Here is a 19,669-nt window from a genome sequence, read left to right as displayed (position 1 = left end):
GAAACGTTATATGATCTGCACCTTGAAGGAGGATCTTCACTGATGACGGAGGAGCAATCCTATACCACCGAAGAAATATCCAAGCTACTCAAAATATCAAAACTGACGGTCTACGATCTAATCAAAAAGGGAGACCTCGTCGCTTATCGCGTCGGCAAACAAATGCGAGTTGACGCCACCGATCTGGAGGCTTATAAACAGCGTTCCAAGCAGCTTCAATCGCCAGCGCACCGGGCCGCTGTGGATTCAGTTCCCCCCTCTGAATCTTATTCCGGGACGGGAAGTGATCCGACCAATCATACCGTTCATTCCGCTGCAAGTGCTACTCCTCTATCCAGAGAGACATTCCCAGCTTCAAGCTCCATGACGGGCAACCCTTTGTCAGCGCATTCGGCCCGTCATCTGGTCATTACGGGACAAGATGTTAGCCTCGATATTCTCATGCGATATATGGAAAAACAAACACGGGATATTCGTCCACTGCGTTCGTTCATGGGCAGTCTCGACGGCTTGATCTCCATGTACCGCGGGGAATCGGATCTGGTCAGCACCCATCTGCTGGATGGAGATACAGGAGAGTATAATCTGCCCTACATTCGCAAAATCCTGATTGGCTGGTCGTATGTCGTCGTGAATCTGCTAACACGGCCTGCCGGGTTGTATGTACAACGAGGTAACCCGCGGGGCTTGCAGAACTGGACAGATCTGAAGCAGCCTGAACTGCGATTGGCTAACCGTGAGAAAGGTTCGGGTGCACGTGTATTGCTGGATGAACAATTGCGTCTGCATGGTATCGCTACTTCACATCTGATTGGGTATGACGTGGAAGAAACCAGTCATATGGGTGTAGCTGCCAAGGTCAGTTCCGGTGAAGCCGATGTAGGAATCGGCAGCGAAAAGGCCGCACGACTTGTCGGTCAGGTTGATTTTATTCCACTTGTTCAGGAACGTTATGATCTGGTAATGCTGAAGAAACAAGGGAACGAAGCGTGGATCGAATCGGTACTGCGTATTCTGCAATCACCCGCATTCAGGCAGGAACTGCAATCATTTGAAGGATATGATGTATCGCGAACGGGTGAAATTTTGTATGAAGTCTAGCGTAATGGCACTTGGATTGCTCATAGGATCGCAAAAAAACAGAAGAACCGCCGCTGAAGCTCTGACGGTGGTTCTTCTGTTTACTCTTCATTTTGTAATGTGATATAAAATGAAATGAATTCCTTAGCCCTCATACTATCGTTATCTCGACTTGTCATATACGATACGAGCTACGGCATCATGCTGATGAATGGACTCTTCATTTTTGCAATCTACCTTAAATTTATTTACCCAATGCTTCTCATACAGATCTGCCGCCACCAGCCTGACGATGTCTTCCACAAACCGCGGGTTCTCATATGCACGTTCCGTGACCCGTTTCTCATCAGGCCTTTTGAGTATGGGGTAAAGACAGCTACTTGCATTGGATTCGGCCACATTTAGCAGTTCTTCCTTCCAATAGCCCGGTAGCGCGTCTCCCGGGTTGGCTTGTACCTGGATACGTAATAACCCCCGCTGGTTGTGCGCGCTATATTCGCTGATCTCCTTCGAACATGGGCATAACGTCGTGACCTGTATATGTAAACCTGTTCTCAGAACAGGGGATTTTCCAGCTTCCCAGATGACATGAACCGTAGCCAAAGAATGATTTAGTCCAGACAAATCGGTTACGGGGGCGGTTCTTTCGTAGAACCAGGGATAGGTCACTTTCAGCTCTGCCTTCGCCTGATTCATCTGTTCGGCCATCCGCTGCGTCAGCGCAACCAGATCCGGAATCCGGTCACTTAACCCTTCTCCGCGACTGTGCTGAAGCTGCTCCATCAAGCGGCTCATGTTAATGCCTTTTGATTCGCGATCCAGCGAAGTCGTCAGCCGGAACGTTCCGATGCTGGACAATCGAACGGGATCTTTGGCCGAAATGACATCCAAAGGATACTTCACCTGATCAATACCAACTTGCTGTAGCTCAAATAGAAAATCATTTTTGCTATTCTGCAAATCTTGCATGTCTTCTTTCCGTACAGGCTTATCTCCCTGTATCGGATCAACGGAGCCGAATAACCGCAAGCGCTCGGCTTTATCCGGCATGATAAAAGAATCGTTCACTACTCGGCTAATCCTGTTATTCTGTTGTACCTTTTGCATTGCAAACCCTCCTTCCAGCACATATTTGCGTTAAAAACCGCGCGTTCAGCGCCAGAACAGACCCGCTTCGTCCCGCTCAACCTGCTCCAGCAGATCTTCAAAATCAGGACAAGGCTCAATAACGTCTACCACATTCCAGCTACTGTGTTCGTCTTTGGCATATACCTTCCAATTATTCTCTTCCCAGTAAAATCGGGCAATATGCAGTTTGTCCCACTGATATCGTTCTTCAGCGGGCCTTTCCTCGGTCAAAATCAGTTCATTATCATTCATCTCATACGTTAATTTCACCATGGTGCGCAGTAGTGCCGGGACCTTCTCATGGATATAACCGTTCATCACCGATTGAATTCTCCGAATGGTAAACGAGTCCAGCATGGAGATCACACCCTTTCATCAACATCGTTATGCAATCCAGTTCCATAGCCATGCCAGTATAAATGCACTGCCCAGTGATGTTACGAGCTGTTTGCCTGCCAGTTGCATGCCAAAGACTGTTCCCAACTCCTTGCGAATGGTCCACATCGTCACCAGACATGCCGTTAACGTGGAAGCCAGGTACACAAGAATAAACAGCTGCCCGCCGCTCAAGTCTTCAACGAAGGAACCCTGATCCTGATTCAGCACCAACAACCCGTCTTTTCGCAAAATGGAAAACAGAATGCCGCCCGCGGCATCGCCCGGCAGATGAAAGATCGCAAGTGCCGGCGTCAACGCGCCAGTCAGGGCAGACAGTGCCCCTGTCTGCTCCAGCAACATGGCCACCACACAAATAGCGATAAAAATAGGCATCGCCTGCACGAGAAACTGTTTCATGACAGACCGAACACGCCAGCTTACAGAGTGCCATGATGGCTTTTGCAGAAATGTACGGTTGGCATGTAACGGGAGCGTGTCATCCAGCCGATTTCGATTCCACAGACGTGTATGCAGTGCGCCTGCAAGTACCAGTACAAGCATATAAGGAAAGAACAGCCACGGCTTGCCGCCGGAACTGAATATGGATAGAGAAGCTCCAATCTGGTAGCTACATGCAGAACCGAAGGAGATCATTGAAACACAGGCCTTTCGTGTACAGGAGCTGCATGTACGGCTCTGGAACACAGCCACAACATTGCATCCAAAACCACTGAGGACTGGAATCAGATCTTTGCCGTTCAAGCCGATTTTGCGCATCCACCCATCCAGCGAGTCAGTAATCCGATCTTTCAGTCCACTTTCCTCCGTCACTGCCACACTAACCCCAATCAGGAATACGACCGGAAATGCCCATATAAACGAATACAAGCCCAGACTAATCATGCCGTAATCTCCGAGCATTATCGCCTGCAGCGGGCTCCATAATCTCGCAGTCATGCGATGGAGCGGTTCAAGAATCCAGGCATCTGCGAGCGGTTGTATCCAGCCGGAGAACAGATAGGCCACATACACTGGTGCTGCAAATAATAATACCAATGCAGCCAAAGCCACAAAACGTCCCCAAACCGTATGCTCAAACATCGTAGTCTGCGGTTCAATCACAGAGGATTCAGGAGGTGATGCGAGCTCAGGATGCCTCTTCATGGATCTGGCGGCAACAATCGCACGGCATATCAGGTCTTGAGCGTTTCCATCCATTTCCCTTGTATTGAGCGGCAGAACGGAAATGCCCAAACCTTTACGGTAATAGTTAACCTGAGCCGATAATTCGGGACCACATTTGTCGGCAAACGTAAGCACCAATACAGCATTTTTGCTTGTGACATCCAGCATACCGAGCAGTAAAGGCAGTTCCTGCACCACATCCGTGCCGCGGATGACCAAGATTACTGTGTCACCAGCTGCGAGCTGTTTTAACGTCAGCATGGTCGTTACGCTATCATCCTTCATCCGGATACCGGGTGTATCGAGCAATTCAAGCTGGTGCTCAAGCAACTCCGCTCTGCGGATTGTTACCGTGGAGCCCCGTACATTAGATTCCTCGCCTGTATCTCTACCCGTAAGTCCCCGAAACAGAGCCGATTTGCCCGCGGATTCGAAGCCAACCAGCACCACTTTACGAAGTTCTTCGGGTTGCTCCACAACCGAATTCAGCATGTGCAGTCTTCACCGCAGCAGGACAGATCATCAAGAAACATGCCTTCTTTGCGATAGGTTTCCAGTGGAGCCAGATCCAGCCCAAGTCTCTCACCCATGGCCTGGGCCACAACCGCAAAGCGCTGTCTGAATTTATAAATGAAGCAAAATTGGAGTTGACCATGCATGACCTGTGGTCCAGTAATAAACAGTCCGGTGGCAATCGTCGATTCATCCGCCGCTCCCAATTGTAGCTGACCTTCCTTGTTGCGCTCGACGAGATTTTCAATCAGTTGCAAACTGCTGCGGAACCCGGTCGCCAGAATAGGAGCCTGACCCGTCTTAAGCAAGTGGGACTCTCCGGAATCGTTCTCGCAATAGAGAACATAACCGCCCGTTTCATCCGGTTCAATCCACTTGACCTCATAACCTTGCATCATGTGTATTCGCTTATCCATCATCGCCGCGCGCAGGCGATCCTTCGTATAGGGGCTTAGTTCCACACTGGGATCACTGCTCCCCTTGGCGAGTCCTCGTCCATTACGGTCAATTACCGTTACGTTTTTCCCCAGTTTACTCAGGTGAATGGCTGCATCCACACCGCTCTCATAGCCACCAACGATGACACATTCTTCTCCTTGAACCAACGTCCAGCTGGAAAATAAGCTGCTGTGCACACCATACTCAGCCCCAGGAAACAGGTCCAGTCTCGGATATTGAAATTCACCTGCTGCCCAGATGACATAACGTGTGCGCATTTGTCCAATGGATGTCACGACCTGGAAGCCATTCTCCTCCGGAATAACCTCCGTGACGTCTACCCCCGTTTGCACAGGCAATTTCTTGAACTGGCTCACCACCTGCAAATACTTCGCATACTCCAGCCCTGTTGGATGTTCTGTTCCCAGTGTATACGCCGGAGACGTGTTCAAAGCTACAGCGTTCAGATCCATCATGCCATAGGCATTGCTGGTGAACGAAGGGGTGATCAGACGCATTTCCTCCGGCCACGCCAGAAAAGTTGCCCCCACCTCACTGCGTTCCAGCACGGTAAAACGTGGCATCCCCATATCCTGCAGGACAGAGGCCATGCCGATCCCGGCTGGCCCCCCTCCAACAATTACACAATCATAATCATATGGATCATGCATGGGGCTTACCAGCTTGACTTCGTGACACCCGGAATTTGCCCTTGATGAGCCAGCTCACGGAACACAATACGCGATACCTTGTACTTGCGCAAATATCCTCTTGGGCGGCCTGTCAGTTCACACCGATTTTTCAATCGGGTCGGCGAAGCATTGCGCGGCAGTTTCTGCAGTGCTTCATAATCCCCTTTTTCTTTCAGTTCCCGGCGCAGCTCTGCATATTTGGCTACGATTGCCTGACGTTGTTTCTCACGTACCACTTTTGATTTTTTGGCCATGGATTACAGCTCCTTTGTATGAGTTAAATTTCTATACGACTTCAACTGGCCAAGGCAGGGGATTGTCAAAATGCCCCCAGTCGGCCTGCATTTCTTCATCACTGAGCAGGCATTGGTCGAGTTCATCTTCAATAATGGTGCGCTCCATTTCAATCCCGATCATGACCAGCTCAGTCTGACGGTCTCCCCACTGCGCATCCCATTTCTCCAGTACATCTGGCTCTGTACGCAAAATTTCTTCCTTGTCCGCTTCCGGTAAAGCCGCAACCCAATGTCCTGCGGGGCCAAACTGAATCGACGATCCCGCCTGACTCAGACTTGCAGCCACATCTCCTTCAGCCGCGAGCCAGACCAGCCCTTTGGCACGCACCACTTCTTCCGGCCAGTAGCTCATGAATTCAGCTAGACGAGAAGGATGAAATGGTTTCCGACGACGATACACGAAGGAACCAATACCGTATTCCTCGGTCTCCGGTGTATGTGACTCCTTCTCCAGTTCCTGAATCCACCCGGCGGACATGCTTGCTTTCTCGAAGTTGAAGAGACCTGTATTCAAAATTTCAGACGGGTTGACTTGACCGTTCACAATCCGAATGATTTTGGCATTAGGCTGAAGTTTGCGGATGACACCTTCAAGCTTGTTCAGCTCCACGTCATCGACCAGATCACATTTGTTCAGCAGCAGAACATCACAAGTCTCAATCTGATCAATCAGCAGGTCCACAACATCGCGGGTATCTTCCTCACCTGTGGCCTGGTTCCGATCCAGCAGGCTCTGCCCTGAGGCAAAATCATGCCAGAATCGATGCGCATCCACGACGGTTACCAGACAATCCAGCTTCGCCAGACTTGTCAGATCAATACCCGATTCCTCGTCGGCATATGTAAAGGTCTGCGCTACCGGAACAGGTTCACTTATGCCTGTGGATTCAATCAGGATATAATCAAACCTGCCTTCATTCACCAGCTTCTCAATCTCCTGCAGCAGATCATCCCGCAAAGTGCAGCAGATGCAGCCATTGGACAGCTCCACCAGCTTTTCTTCGGTGCGCGACAATGTCGCCTCACCCTTCACCAGAGCGGCATCGATGTTGACCTCGCTCATGTCATTAACGATGACGGCGACCTTGAGCCCCTGGCGGTTGTGCAGTACGTGATTAAGAACGGTTGTTTTACCTGAACCGAGGTAACCGCTAAGAACAGTTACCGGAACCCGCTTTTGTGTCATGTGTATCTACTCCTTATGGTGTGGTCCGTATAACTCTGACCTTAATAGTAATTATTACGATTAACAACAATGACTATAATCCTGTTGAAGGATGTTGTCAAATCATTTTTGCTTTTCTCGTGCGATCACAGACACATCTGTGACTGGTTTTCTTCGTTCATAGGAAAAAGCTATCATTACCGCCCCTAAGATAGCACAAATCATGTACATAAACGAATAGGAGAATAGATCAGCGAGCGGTCCCATCAACACACCACCCAGAGATACGCCTAGATCTGCTGTCGCTATGAATAAACCGATTAACACATTCCGATTCAACTGCGGTAGCACAAAGGATAAATAGGTAGTTAACGTTGGATAGAGAATGGATTGAGCGATACCCATCAAGATGGCCCCCACATACAAAAGGGCAGCTCCTCCTGTGATTGCCCAGCTTACACATAGTGCGGCTATTGCCAACAGCAGCATCGTTCCCATGATAAAAGGTGCATGCCATTTGCCATCGGAGGGGATTTTTTTACGTAACAACATCCGGGCGATCACAACAGTTCCTGCCTGAAGCATCAGATAGACACCCGCATTGCCGCTTGGCAATTGACTGGTGTACAGGGGAATAAAGGTCGTGATGGCACCAAATACAACGGAAGCACTTAGCATCAGTACACTGCATCTAAACAAGAATGGATTTTGTACCAACTGACGGAAGGATTCAAACATGCTTACGTTCTGCACCGATGAATTCTCAACAGGATGTTGCTCATTGCTCTTGTCCATTTTGGCGGTATACCCGAAGACGCCTGTACAGATAGCAATACCGATCAGAACGACTGTAAAATAGTCCATGCCGCCTGTCTGCCAGATCCCTAGCGCCAAGACAGGTCCCACAATGCCTGGAATATAACTGAACAACGAATAATAGGATATGCCCTGAGAACGGTCTTTCTCCGGCAGGGCATCAATAATGCCAATCTGAAGCGCCATGGAAAAGAAAGCAGTGGATACCCCCTGTAAAATACGAGCGACCAAATAACCTCCAAGCCCTGTAAACGTGTATAGAATAAGGGCAAAACCATTAATAATCAGAATAAAACGAAGTACTTTGATCGGTCCACGCTTTTGAATGATATGACCTGCCCATGGCCTGAAAAACATGGTCGTGAACATATAGGCACCCATAATCAGCCCGATGGTTGTACTACTCGCCCCCAAGGATTCACCCTGTAAAGGAATAATGACATTAAGAATTGCATTTGCACTAAAATACAGAAGAACCAGGATGTACAAACGCAGAAACGGCCATGACATCGCTCCACTCATCCCTGGTCCTCCTCCTGAAACGTAATTAAATAGGTTAATAATCTCCTAGCATAATCGGACTGAACATCCTTCAGCTGCTCAATAGGCACCATTTCCTCAATCTGACCATCCCTGAAAATAATAACTCTGTCGCAAATATAGGCTGCCGCCTGAATATCATGCGTAATGAAAACGTAGCTCATCTGATAGAATTGCTTCAATTCTTTTAACAATCGCAGCACCTGAATCTGCACAGACACGTCCAGAGAACTGATCGCTTCATCGAATACAATGCATCGGGGTTCAGTAGATATGGCTCTCGCAATACATACTCTCTGAGCCTCTCCACCGGATAATTCATGCGGATATTTGAGCCTGTAGGACGAGTCTAATCCCACTTGATGCAACAATGTATCCACCCTGCTTTGCATATCCGCTTCCACTTTTTTATGAGCTTTCAAAGGCTCCATAATGGCTTCCTCCACCGTGAGAAATGGATTAATGGAGGACGTATAATTTTGAAATACGGCACTGATGCTTCCCCTTCTCACGCGGCGATCATTCACGTTTTTCCCCTCAAATAAAATACGCCCGCGATCAGGCTTCTCGATGCCCAGAATCAAACGTCCCAGCGTAGACTTGCCACTCCCACTTTCGCCGATGATGCCGAGACATTCGCCATGCTGGCATTCAAATGCAACTTTTTTCAATATCTTCTGTCTTTGTTTGGAGAATAATCCGCCTTGTTTATAGGACCTTTCGATCCCATCCACCTTGAGCATCTGCATCCCCTCCCTGCATCAATTTCCTGAAATGATTGCTCAGCTCCAACCGGGTGGAAACCAAATATTGAGTATAGGCATGCTTCGGCTTCTTAAAAACAGACCGAATAGGCCCACTTTCGACAATGGCACCGTCTTTCATGACCATCACTTCATCTGCAATCTTCTGGACCACACCGAGGTCATGGGATATAAACAACATGGAACAACCCATTCGTTCGCGTAATTTAATCAATTGTTCAACCACCTCATATTGAGAGATCGTATCCAATGCCGTTGTGGGTTCATCCGCAATGATCAGATCCGGCTCCAACACAAGTGCCAATGCAATCATAATGCGCTGCAACATGCCACCTGATAGCTGATGTGGATATTGATTCAGGATTTCCTGCGGATTCTTTAACATGACACTTTCCATGGCGCTAATGATCTTCCGTTCGCTTTCTTTGTTATTCCAGTCGAAATGCGTCTGTAGCGTCTCCCGGATATGCACACCGATTACACAAGAAGGGTCAAATGCGCTCATGCCATTTTGCAGAATCATGCACAGGTTTTTTCCTCTTCTTCGTCTCATCTCTTGTTCAGAAAGCTGGTTCACGTCCTCACCTTTGAAGAGAATTGTTCCGGACTGGCGAATCCAGGGTTTATTCAAACGCATAATAGACCTGCATGTGACGGACTTACCACTTCCGCTTTCTCCGACAATGGCCAGACAGCTTCCCTGTTTGACCTGAAATGAACTGTTATGAATAATGACCTTGTCCGTATTGGCGTCCCAGATCTTCAAATGTTTAACCTCTACTATATTCATAAACGGCTTTTCCCACCTCTTTTTTACAAAGCTTACCTTGGGAAGTCATTAATTTGGGGTCCAACGCGACCTGAAGTGCATCCGATAAAAAATTAAAGGCCGACACCACGATTACGATGGCTAGTCCAGGTGCCAGCATTAACTCTGGTCTGGAGAACATGACTTCCCTTGTCTCATTCAACATCATCCCCCATTCGGCATGAGGGGCCTGGATTCCCAAACCCAGAAAAGAAAGTCCTGAGATCTGCAGCATCATCGAACACATGGAACCACTAGCAATCACCGCTACATCGGCAAATGTAACCGGAACAATATGCTTGGTTATAATTCTAAAGCTGCCGATACCAGAGGCCTTGGCGAATTTCACATATTCCATTTCGGAGAACTGCATCACGGAGGTTCGAATGACGCGGGCAAACCACGCCCATTTCATGACCACAAACGCGATCAGAATATGTTCAAGTCCCGCACCCAAAATACCGACCACTGCCAGTGTCATGACGTATCCCGGGAAAGACAGCATGATATCACAAAGTCTCATGATCCAGGCATCTGTCTTCCCCTTGAAGTACCCTGCGATAAATCCGACGACAGCTCCGACCAGAACAGATATCATCAAGGCTACTAAAACCCATAGAACACTGGGGCGAATTCCATAAATGAGTCTGGATAACACACATCTGCCCAAATGATCATTTCCTAACCAATAACTCCAGGAGGAGGTAGCATATCGAAGGTTCATATTTACTTCCTCCGGGTCATGGGGTGCGCACAATGGGGCAAATATGCCCATAGCAACAATGATCACAATAACAACAAGCGATGTCATCGCAAGCTTGTCTTTGCTCAAATTTTTTAATAATCGCATCAGAGATCCTTTCTTAATCGGGGATTCATCGCCGCATTGATCACGTCAGAAATTGTATTAAACAGCACAAAGGTTACGGCCAAAATAAGAACATACGCCTGAATAATCGGGAAATCCCGATTGAGGATGGACCGCACGCTTAATCTTCCGAGTCCCGGCCAGGCAAACACATTTTCAATCACAACCGTGCTGCCGAGCACAATGGGGATCGCCATGCAAAATATGGATACCGCTACTTGCAGCGAATTACGTAAAATATGCAGGGTCACCTTCCGCTCACTTAAGCCGTTTGCCCTTCCATAGAGCACGTAATCCTCATTCATGTTGCTTAGCATCGAACTCCGGACCGTTCTAAAATAAATACCTGTATAACTCACCGTAATCACAACCACTGGCAGAATATAACTCTTCAACGAATCCATTCCGCTCGTAGGCAACAAGTCCAGCTTGACGGAAAAAGTCCAGATCATGATGGCTGCGAGCCAATAAGATGGCATTGCGGTCAGGACAAATGAGAGGCCTCTGACCGATTTATCGACGGCTTTCCCTTCTCTCATGGCGCAGATCACACCCAACAGGATGGAGAATCCAATAATGAACACCGATGATACCAGCGTTAATTTTAATGTGTTCAGGAATGCTGGACCAACCAAGGACCACACCGGTTCACCGGATACATACGAGCTACCAAAATCAAACTGCATACAGGCAATCAACCAATTCACATACTGAATGATGAATGGTCTATCGAACCCCAATGCTTCATTCGTTTGGGCGATTAATTCATCCGTGATCTGAGGAACCTCCTGTGCCTGTAATACAACTACAGCGGGATCCAGGGGCGAAAGGTTAATGAGAACAAACGTTATCAATGAAATGACAAATAGCAAGGGTATGGCGAGCAATATCCGTTTGACTATATAACTTCCCATATCCATCCCCGCTCTATTTAAATTTCATTTGCTCAAATGGCAATTCATATTGAGTCTGTTTGAATGTGATTCCGTCCAGATTTTTGGGAGCCACGACAGTAACCCGCCCATTGGTAATCGGAATAAACACCGCTTCATCATGAACCATTTTCATAATGTCGGCGTACAGGGATTGGCGGGATTCCTCATCTGTAGAGACCATGACTTCATCAATTTTGTTATATAGTTCATCCGCCTGGGCTATGCCGCTTGTTGTGTGTTTATAGGCGGAATCCGAAGTAAACGCAGAGATGGTGCTCTGTGGATCGTACGCCAGTCCCCAGGTTTGATTGAACAGCAGATCATATTCCCCGGTTGCCCTTCTGTTCGCAATGGAAGTGGATTCCTCACCGACAATATCCAGCTGAATGCCCAATCCTTTTAAGGCATGCTGGATCAATTCTGCCTGTGTTTTTTGCGAAGATGAATTGCTGTCATAATACAATGTCAGAGCTAGTTGCTGGCCGTTCTTTGCTCTCACAGCCTTGCCCTCTGCTAATGTCCATCCTGCCTTCTCCAAAAGCTCTTTTGCAGTCTCCGGGCTATACTCCCGTTTTTTCAATTCAACATCCGCATAGTTCACATTGGACGAGAATAAGGTGTCCGCTACGGTCTGGGTTCCGTTAAAAATGTCATTGCTGATCGTTTCCCGATCAATGGCAACCCATATCGCTTCACGAACAGCCGTTTCGTGGACAGGGTTATCCACTTTGCTGCTATTGGCTACGATCATATTTGTATTCATCGCTTCACTTCGGATCACTTGAAAATCACCCGAGTCAGCCAACTGATTCATGGCTTCAACATCAATGCTGTCCGCACCCCGATCATCGGTGAATATAAAGTTGATTTCGCCCTTCTGTAATGCCAGTAATGTCGTTTCGCCTGCTGGGAGAACCTTGGACGTGATTTTATGGATCATAGGTGCGCCGCCCCAGTATTCTTCATTGGCTTCAAATGTCGCATTCTCATCGATTTTATGTCCTGTCAGCTTGTAGGGCCCTGTGCCGTGATAGCCGCTTACCCCATCCTTTGTGCCACCATTCGTAAAATCTTTGGGTGATATAAATACATACGGTCTGGTCATGGACAGCTCCACCAGAGCTGGATAATAGGGCTCGGAAAGCACCAGTTCAAATGTGTATTCATCCATGACTTTTGTACTTACGATTTTGGTGGAGAGCTTAATCCAGGCATGTTTTTCAGCATTCGCCTGAACCGCATCAATATTTTGTTTGACCGCCTCCGCGTTAAACGGTTCACCATCATGGAATTTCACACCCTGTCGCAAATGGAACGTATACGTTTTCCCGTCTTCGGCAATATCCCATGATTCTGCCAATAATGGCTTGATTCCATCGACCGTGTTTTCAACCAAGGATTCGTAAACCATCCCTTGTGCGGGCATGGAACCGGTGTATAAATGAGGATTCATATCATTAATATCCTTGGCGGATGCATAAATGAGTTCAGACTTCACCTCGCTTTTCGCTGACTCCGTTGTTGTTCCCCCATCCTGCCCACATCCTGCGAGCGCGGTAATGACAGACAATAACAGCAACATTAAACCTAAAGCACTACCCTTTTTCACAACATTTCCTCCTGATCATGAAAGATATATATAAGTTAACTTCAAAAATGTTACATCGTGCTACTCCGATTGCAGTACCATCTTCCGACCGCTCTTATCCCCAGATTTTTTTGATTCCCTTATATAAAAGGAGAAATCTGGGGATAAAGGCGCAGCGTAGGCTTCCGATGCAGCTTTCTTTCAGAAAGCTTGTAGCTTCGCTTCTTCAGATTGGTTCTGCACTCTCCGTTAAGATGTAAAATTCAGGTTCACTTGTATAGATTGAGATGTAATTAAACCGTGCTGTTCGCCAGCCCTGTGCAGATCATCCGAATGTCTTCATTGAAGGTTTGAACAACAAATGCTTCGGATAGATCCTGATCCGGGTGAGCCCGAGCGACTTCTTGAATCTTCGCCTCATAAGTTTCAATAAACGAATCGATGGTTGGGCAGCTTACCTGTAAATGTCTCGCAATGCCCTGAATGATTTTGATGCGATAATAATCCTCCTTGGGCATTCTGGGAATGTCCAACGCTCCATCCTGATTGACAAATATCTTCCTGAAGGGAACAGCCGAAAAGTCAAAATACTTGCCCTCCGGGTTGGGCTCCGAAAAGGGATCAATCAACAACGAGGTGTACCGTATGTATAATAAGTACTCTTGATGAATGTCCTGCAACTGATTGAAATTCTCTATATCGTGACGTGATAAACTCTCCAAACGTACCGGATAATTATCATCCGTCATGAATTGAAGCAGATTAACACCCTGGATACGGAGCCTATCCGTGATTTTCATCATTTCGTTCCACTGTGTCCGCATGTCCCGAATCAAATATTGGGTTACAGGACCTTCGGGGTAGATTTTATATACATATTTCCGAGTGTCTGACGCTCCGAAGATAGCGTCCAATGAAAAGTCATTCATGAATAATGGCGGGTGCACATATAAAGAAATATTTCTTGTTTCCGCCTCGAGTGCAGATGGCATAACTTCCAGCGCAATGCCCAATTGCTCGTACATCCTACAAAGTCCGTCCACATGTTCAGAAGGAGATGAAGTAGAACCGATATAGACCTTTTTCTTGACTCCAGTTGTAATGACATGATTGGACGGTTGGTCAGTCATCCATCGGGTATCCCCCAAATAGGTAGAGAAGCTGATCACTTCCGTATCCGCATACAGCTGCTTCATATAATGGCTTACCAGCAGGTTGGAGCCAAAGGTTGGAGAAACCAAAATAATGTATTTTACTTGTTTGATGAAGTTATTCTTCATTTGCTTCAATACATCGACATAAGCATCCGTTGTCACAGCGAAGATGAGCGTATCCCATTCGCCTTCAATGGTCTCGTATCCCTTAAACACCTGATCGACGAAGCATTCACCTGCCAACGTTCGATGCTTTTCATTTTGAATGCTTGCTCCAATGAATCCGTTACTTTGCCGAACTGCTTCATAAAAAAATTCTGAGCGCACCGATTCTCTTCCCGCTATGCCTACGGTGCAATTGAATTGCTTTTTGAGCAATACTGCCAGCTGAATGGATGCAGGGCCTGTTCCGAGCAACAGCACTCGTTGAAATCCGCTCATATGTACCTCTCTTTCCCAAGCTCAAGTGAGCTATGCTTTTTGGTATAATGCAATATCGAACACATCATCCGGACGCAGAATATTGTCGACCATTTTCCACTTGCTGCTGTCGGTTTCTCTCAGTGGATAGTTAAACAATGACTTTAACTGGTTACCGTATCTCATCGCCACCACCACATGATCATTCGTCAATGCGTGCAATTGATCGAGCAGATCATATTTATTGGCAACCGTGGAACTGAAAATGATATGTGTTGCTTTTCTCGTAAAAGCAAGGTCCTGCACCAATGTTTGCTCCAAATGGATGTTCAAGCCCGCACCCAGCTTCTCCACAACCTGCTGCCCGAGTGTAATAGCTTCTGCATCAATATCGATGCCAACCACCTCTGCCCCTGTTCGCTTGGCAATAAACAAAGGTGTCATGGGAAATGACCCCGAGCCTACCAGCAGCACTTTGGAGTCCGAGGTGACATGAAAGCTGCCAAACTCTTTTTCAATACATTCTTCTATATTTCTGAAATAATCCGCGATTTCCACATCTCCGTCTTGCAGCTTCAATGCGCGATATTTCTCCATGACCGCCACACACCGTGCAGATTTATCTCGCAGATCAAGGACCAGCTGGTGCATGCTACCTGATTCCTCTTGAGCGAGTTGTTCCCAGATTCGTTCATTTTGCTTGTCCGTTATAAACGTGGAATAGTCATCAATTAAAGCCTCCAGCTCTGAGCTATGCTGAACCGTATGATCATATCTGCCTGCCAACTCATCGAATTTCTCAGAAAATTCACTCAAGCATGTTTGAAAATCAATCAATGTCTCCATTCCTTTTCCTCCTCTAACTCGTCATAATCATGCATCTATAAATGCTTTGCCCTGGGCCACGATTCCAACCGATCCTTCGATCGTAATTCGTTCAAGCTCTGCTCCATTCCACTCAGCCATCACTTTAATCGCACCACCAGGCTGCTTGATATGCTGAACGATTTCCTTTTGCCTGCTCCATGCCAGATAGGCTCCCACCGAGGCTGTACCTGAACCGCACCCCCTTTCCCAGATCAGACTATCCAGCTGTGGGACAAATATGAGCGGTGCCAGCTCCTCCGATTGGGAGTTGTATAATAAAATGCCAATCAGCTTATCTCCCAAGGTTAAGCCTAATAATCGCGCCAGCGCTTGTGCCCTCTTTCTCATCGTTTCATCAAACGCTTCCACTTCGACGACGATATGGATGAACTCCCGATACCGCACGATCACCATATCCATATCGATTCCCTCATACTTTACGGTTCGTTGTTCAATCTGCTCAGGTATGGGCATCGTGACTTGGCAAAAATATTCATTCTGCTGCTGCTTCACCTGACACCTGATTAATCGATCTGTCCCGGAAACTTCCAAGATGATTTCTGTGAAATCGGTGGATTTCAACTCGTTCTCGGACGCGATATACGCAGCCAAGGCCATGCAAGCATTCCCGCAGAACTCTCCACCGGCCATTTCCAAATGGGCAGCCGCCTCCGGTTTATCCGATCCGCCAATAAACCCCACTTGTTCAGCGTATACGTTGTCATAGGACATAATTTGGGCGGCGATGTGTGAATATCTCTCAGCTGGATGATTCGTCTTCACCAGAACCGTCATATTTTGCGTAGGATTAAACTTGATAAAATCAATCTCCTGTTTCATCGCAGCCGCTACTCCTATTCTTGTGATGGAATTAAGCCTGAGCTCACTTAGCTATATAAATTGAACTAAAGAAGATTTACACTTGCCACTCCGATGACAGAACAACCTTCCGATCGCTGTTATCCCCAGATTTTTTTGATTCCCTTTTTCAAAGGGGAAAATCCGGGGATAAAGGCGAGGTGTATGCTTGCGATGCTGCTTTCTTTCAGAAAGCTTTTAGCTCCGCTTCTTCAAGTTTTTTCTGTCCTCTACGTTCATGTAAATGTGTATATAATTTATAAAAATAATTTTAATAGTAATAATTACGATTAACAGTCGAGAAAAATATAGCACATCCCACTTGGGAGCGTCAACAAATATTTCCATATCAAAAAGTGAGCATTGTGACTGTAATTTCATGCGTAAACGGGAAGGGATCTGACGTATTTGCGTCAACTCAATTTAGCCCAACGTTTGCAATTAGAGATACATCAGTGACGATTAAAAGGCATAACGGATGCCAGCAATGCTTTTGCATATTCATTCTTTGCGTCCGAGAGACAATTCCGTTCAAGCTCCTCCACGATCGTTCCCCGATACAGAAAAAGTACCCGATCACACCGATTCGCCACGGCCTGAAGATCTTGTGCAACAAAGAGATAGATCATGTTCATTTCATACTGAAGAGCACGAAGCAGTTCGAGAATCTGAGCCTGAACGAAAACAGCAAAAAACGGCCACCTGATTGAGGTCACCGTTTTTTGCGTCCATTCGCTATTGTATTATTAATTAATCATTATTCGCGCATTTACGTAGCAGTTATCGCTTATCCTCCGTTGGACTGCAACTTCTGCAGTGACTCTTCAGCCAGCGCTGCCAGAAGATGTGCGCCAAGCGGCAGCGCCCGTTCGTCCACATCGAATGCAGGATGATGCCATTCGTGCGGACCTGACGTTCCGAGGAAGAGGAACAGTCCCGGAACCTCCTTTTGGTAAAAGGAAAAATCTTCGCCAGCCGGGGAAGGGATCGGTCGAATACTGTTCAACCCAACCTCACTCGCGACCTGCTCAGCCGCAGCAGCCAATGAGGCATCATTGACTACGGCAGGTGGTCCCTGAATCCAGCGCACAGTAGCCCGTGTACCATAGGCTGCTGCGACACCGGCAACCACCTGGTTGAAACGTTCGCGAATCCGGGCACGCACCTTCTCGTCAAAGGTACGCACGGTGCCGTCCAATATGGCTTCTTCGGGAATGACGTTCCAGGCGGTGCCGCTGTTAATTTTGGTCACACTGATCACGGCACTCTCCTGTGCTCCAACATTACGACTCACGATAGCCTGTAATGCAGTCACAATATGAGATGCCACTACAATCGGGTCAATGCCCGCTTCCGGCACTGCCGCATGAGTTCCGACACCCTCCACTTTAACCACAAAACCATCTGCCGCTGCGAGCAGCGCTCCTTCACGAATACCTACCGTACCGACCTGCAGATCCGGTTTGTTATGCAATCCAAAAATAGACTGAACTTCGGATAGCGCTCCGCTCTGAATAACCTGCCGTGCCCCCGTCGCCTTCTCCTCCGAAGGCTGGAAAATCAAACGAACTTTGCCCGGCAGCCGGGACTCTCGCTGTTTCAACAATCGTGCGGCACCGATCAGAATGGCGGTGTGTGCATCATGACCACAGGCGTGCATCCGGCCAGCGACTTGCGAAGCATACTCCAGCTTTGTTTCTTCCTGGATCGGTAGCGCATCAATATCTGCGCGTAATGCCACGACCGGGCCATCGTCCAGCCCAATTTCAGCGATAAGGCCCGTTCGCAGTGAATATTCATCTGCAATCCGTACCCCTTCCTCCACCAGCCAGCCTCGAATGGCTTCTGTCGTTTCCCGTTCCTCTCCGGATAGCTCGGGGTTACGATGCAAATGTCGCCGAATCGCGGTTAAGTGCTCTGCGAATCCTGCATCCTGCCCAACGTAAAGTTCATGCTTGCGGCTCTGTTCTTCTTGCTCTGCCTGTTGCTCAGGCTGTTTCAGATCACTGCTCACGATATTGCCTCCTTTTATCATCGTATGTGCCATGTAAGATGGGTTAATATAATACACGGGTCACTTCAACAGGTATGCTCTATATCATATATATGCCTAACCGATCACCGCTTGCGCAGGTGTCGACTCATGTGCAAATTCGCCCAGTCCCTGCTCATCCAGCGCCTCACGCAATAATTCAAATGAACGAATGCGTTTGGCAAAATCACATGTGGCTGTGGTAACAATCAGTTCATCCACGGCAAAATCCTGCTGGAATTTCACCAGAGCCGAACCAACCGTTTCCTTCGTACCTCTCGTCACACTTGGCTCCAGAATCTCGATCCGATACTTCTCGTTCGATTGCCGTCCGAATTCTTCCGCCTGCTCAACGGAACCAACCGTCAATACCTTGCCATTCTCCAGATGGATCTTGACTAGCATATGTTCACTTGCCAGTCCTTCGGCTTCTTCCGCACTCTCCGCCACAATCAGTGATATAGCGAGGATGGCATATGGCTCCCGTCCAAGTGAGCGGTCGAATTGTTCCCTGTAAGTTCGCAGAGCCTCCAGAGCAACCTCCGTATTGCTATTAATAAACAATGAAAATACATAAGGCAGTCCCAATTCTGCCGCCATGCCTGCGCTATCGATACTTGCTCCAAGCACGTATAGCTCGGCAGGATTTTCGGATACCGGTGCAGCGCTTAAGCCGGCCAAAGGATGTGTTTCATCTTCATGCGGTTCATTATGGATGAACTGCTTTACCTGATTAATTTTCTCCTTCAGTGAAGCGGCCTCCTGAATCCCTTGCTGTAGTGCCTGCGTGGAGCGGGGCAATCCTCCCGGTGCACGTCCAATACCCAGATCAATTCTCCCCGGACCAAGCGCAGAAAGCACATTGAAGTTCTCGGCCACTTTGTAAGGACTATAATGTTGCAGCATCACCCCGCCAGAACCGAGACGAATCCGCTCTGTATGCGCCAGCAAGTGGGAAATGAGCACTTCCGGTGAGGAGCCGGCAACATGACCTGAATCATGATGTTCCGATACCCAGAAACGATGAAATCCAAGCTGTTCAGCCCGCTGAACCAATTCAATCGTATGCCGAAAAGCATCAATCGGCGTCTCCCCTTCATAGATCGGGGTTTGATCCAATATGCCAACACGAATACCCATCCTA

At 47.7% G+C, this 19,669-nt stretch carries 19 protein-coding genes; 1 reads left to right on the top strand and 18 read right to left on the bottom strand.

Features of this window, described 5'->3' with window-relative positions; genetic code table 11:
- The first annotated feature begins 42 nt into the window (after positions 1–42).
- Positions 43–1,101 (top strand): substrate-binding domain-containing protein, encoded by a 1,059-nt coding sequence (locus tag MHB84_RS18725; RefSeq protein WP_076290965.1) that lies wholly within the window; start codon positions 43–45, stop codon positions 1,099–1,101.
- A gap of 141 nt (positions 1,102–1,242) precedes the next feature.
- Here the strand turns inward: MHB84_RS18725 and folE2 are convergent, their stop codons facing one another.
- The 18 genes from folE2 to MHB84_RS18635 all read right to left on the bottom strand — a co-directional run bounded on the left by folE2 (position 1,243) and on the right by MHB84_RS18635 (position 19,665).
- The gene (gene folE2, locus MHB84_RS18720; RefSeq protein ID WP_076290850.1) at positions 1,243–2,187 is read right to left on the bottom strand and encodes a GTP cyclohydrolase FolE2; all 945 of its coding nucleotides are present in this window, start codon (positions 2,185–2,187) and stop codon (positions 1,243–1,245) included.
- A 45-nt stretch (positions 2,188–2,232) separates the two neighbouring features.
- Entirely contained in the window at positions 2,233–2,565 is a 333-nt protein-coding gene (locus MHB84_RS18715; RefSeq protein WP_076290851.1) for a DUF3024 domain-containing protein, read from the bottom strand.
- Between the two features lie 27 nt (positions 2,566–2,592).
- Complete coding sequence (locus MHB84_RS18710; RefSeq protein ID WP_076290852.1) at positions 2,593–4,263, bottom strand: nucleoside recognition domain-containing protein; 1,671 nt, start codon at positions 4,261–4,263, stop codon at positions 2,593–2,595.
- Entirely contained in the window at positions 4,257–5,393 is a 1,137-nt protein-coding gene (locus MHB84_RS18705) for an NAD(P)/FAD-dependent oxidoreductase (protein WP_076290853.1), read from the bottom strand. Before MHB84_RS18705 ends, MHB84_RS18710 begins: the two co-directional genes overlap by 7 nt.
- Before the next feature lie 5 nt (positions 5,394–5,398).
- Positions 5,399–5,668, bottom strand: a complete 270-nt coding sequence (rpsN, locus tag MHB84_RS18700; RefSeq protein ID WP_076290854.1) for a 30S ribosomal protein S14 — start codon at positions 5,666–5,668, stop codon at positions 5,399–5,401.
- A gap of 31 nt (positions 5,669–5,699) precedes the next feature.
- Positions 5,700–6,896, bottom strand: coding sequence for a GTP-binding protein (locus tag MHB84_RS18695; protein WP_076290855.1), 1,197 nt, complete (start codon positions 6,894–6,896; stop codon positions 5,700–5,702).
- 102 nt (positions 6,897–6,998) lie between these two features.
- A complete protein-coding gene (cntE, locus tag MHB84_RS18690; protein WP_076290856.1) occupies positions 6,999–8,213 on the bottom strand; it encodes a staphylopine family metallophore export MFS transporter CntE in 1,215 nt (404 codons plus the stop codon).
- A complete protein-coding gene (locus tag MHB84_RS18685) occupies positions 8,210–8,974 on the bottom strand; it encodes an ABC transporter ATP-binding protein (protein WP_076290857.1) in 765 nt (254 codons plus the stop codon). Before MHB84_RS18685 ends, cntE begins: the two co-directional genes overlap by 4 nt.
- Entirely contained in the window at positions 8,940–9,785 is an 846-nt protein-coding gene (cntD, locus tag MHB84_RS18680) for a staphylopine uptake ABC transporter ATP-binding protein CntD (RefSeq protein WP_076290858.1), read from the bottom strand. Before cntD ends, MHB84_RS18685 begins: the two co-directional genes overlap by 35 nt.
- On the bottom strand, positions 9,766–10,653 hold the full coding sequence (gene cntC / locus MHB84_RS18675) for a staphylopine uptake ABC transporter permease subunit CntC (protein WP_076290859.1): 888 nt from the start codon (positions 10,651–10,653) through the stop codon (positions 9,766–9,768). Before cntC ends, cntD begins: the two co-directional genes overlap by 20 nt.
- Positions 10,653–11,585: a nickel/cobalt ABC transporter permease gene (opp1B, locus tag MHB84_RS18670; RefSeq protein WP_076290860.1), complete on the bottom strand. Its 933-nt coding sequence runs from the start codon at positions 11,583–11,585 to the stop codon at positions 10,653–10,655. The genes cntC and opp1B overlap by 1 nt, the downstream gene beginning before the upstream one ends.
- A 13-nt stretch (positions 11,586–11,598) precedes the next feature.
- Complete coding sequence (cntA, locus tag MHB84_RS18665) at positions 11,599–13,188, bottom strand: staphylopine-dependent metal ABC transporter substrate-binding lipoprotein (protein ID WP_076290966.1); 1,590 nt, start codon at positions 13,186–13,188, stop codon at positions 11,599–11,601.
- A gap of 299 nt (positions 13,189–13,487) precedes the next feature.
- Positions 13,488–14,789 carry an opine metallophore biosynthesis dehydrogenase gene (locus tag MHB84_RS18660; RefSeq protein WP_076290861.1) on the bottom strand — a complete coding sequence of 434 codons (1,302 nt, stop codon included), beginning with the start codon at positions 14,787–14,789 and terminating at the stop codon, positions 13,488–13,490.
- 30 nt (positions 14,790–14,819) lie between these two features.
- Positions 14,820–15,614 (bottom strand): nicotianamine synthase family protein, encoded by a 795-nt coding sequence (locus MHB84_RS18655; protein WP_076290862.1) that lies wholly within the window; start codon positions 15,612–15,614, stop codon positions 14,820–14,822.
- 27 nt (positions 15,615–15,641) lie between these two features.
- Positions 15,642–16,475, bottom strand: coding sequence for a diaminopimelate epimerase (locus tag MHB84_RS18650; RefSeq protein ID WP_076290863.1), 834 nt, complete (start codon positions 16,473–16,475; stop codon positions 15,642–15,644).
- 470 nt (positions 16,476–16,945) lie between these two features.
- Positions 16,946–17,209: a hypothetical protein gene (locus tag MHB84_RS18645; protein ID WP_175381156.1), complete on the bottom strand. Its 264-nt coding sequence runs from the start codon at positions 17,207–17,209 to the stop codon at positions 16,946–16,948.
- A 71-nt stretch (positions 17,210–17,280) separates the two neighbouring features.
- Positions 17,281–18,396 (bottom strand): amidohydrolase, encoded by a 1,116-nt coding sequence (locus tag MHB84_RS18640; protein ID WP_076290967.1) that lies wholly within the window; start codon positions 18,394–18,396, stop codon positions 17,281–17,283.
- 207 nt (positions 18,397–18,603) lie between these two features.
- On the bottom strand, positions 18,604–19,665 hold the full coding sequence (locus MHB84_RS18635; RefSeq protein ID WP_076290864.1) for an LLM class flavin-dependent oxidoreductase: 1,062 nt from the start codon (positions 19,663–19,665) through the stop codon (positions 18,604–18,606).
- Positions 19,666–19,669 lie beyond the last annotated feature (4 nt).

Origin of the sequence: Paenibacillus sp. FSL F4-0087, assembly GCF_038020215.1 — a bacterium.
Lineage (GTDB): Bacteria > Bacillota > Bacilli > Paenibacillales > Paenibacillaceae > Paenibacillus > Paenibacillus taichungensis.
Note: the sequence above shows the minus strand (reverse complement) of the source record. Positions and strands in the feature narration are given on the sequence as shown.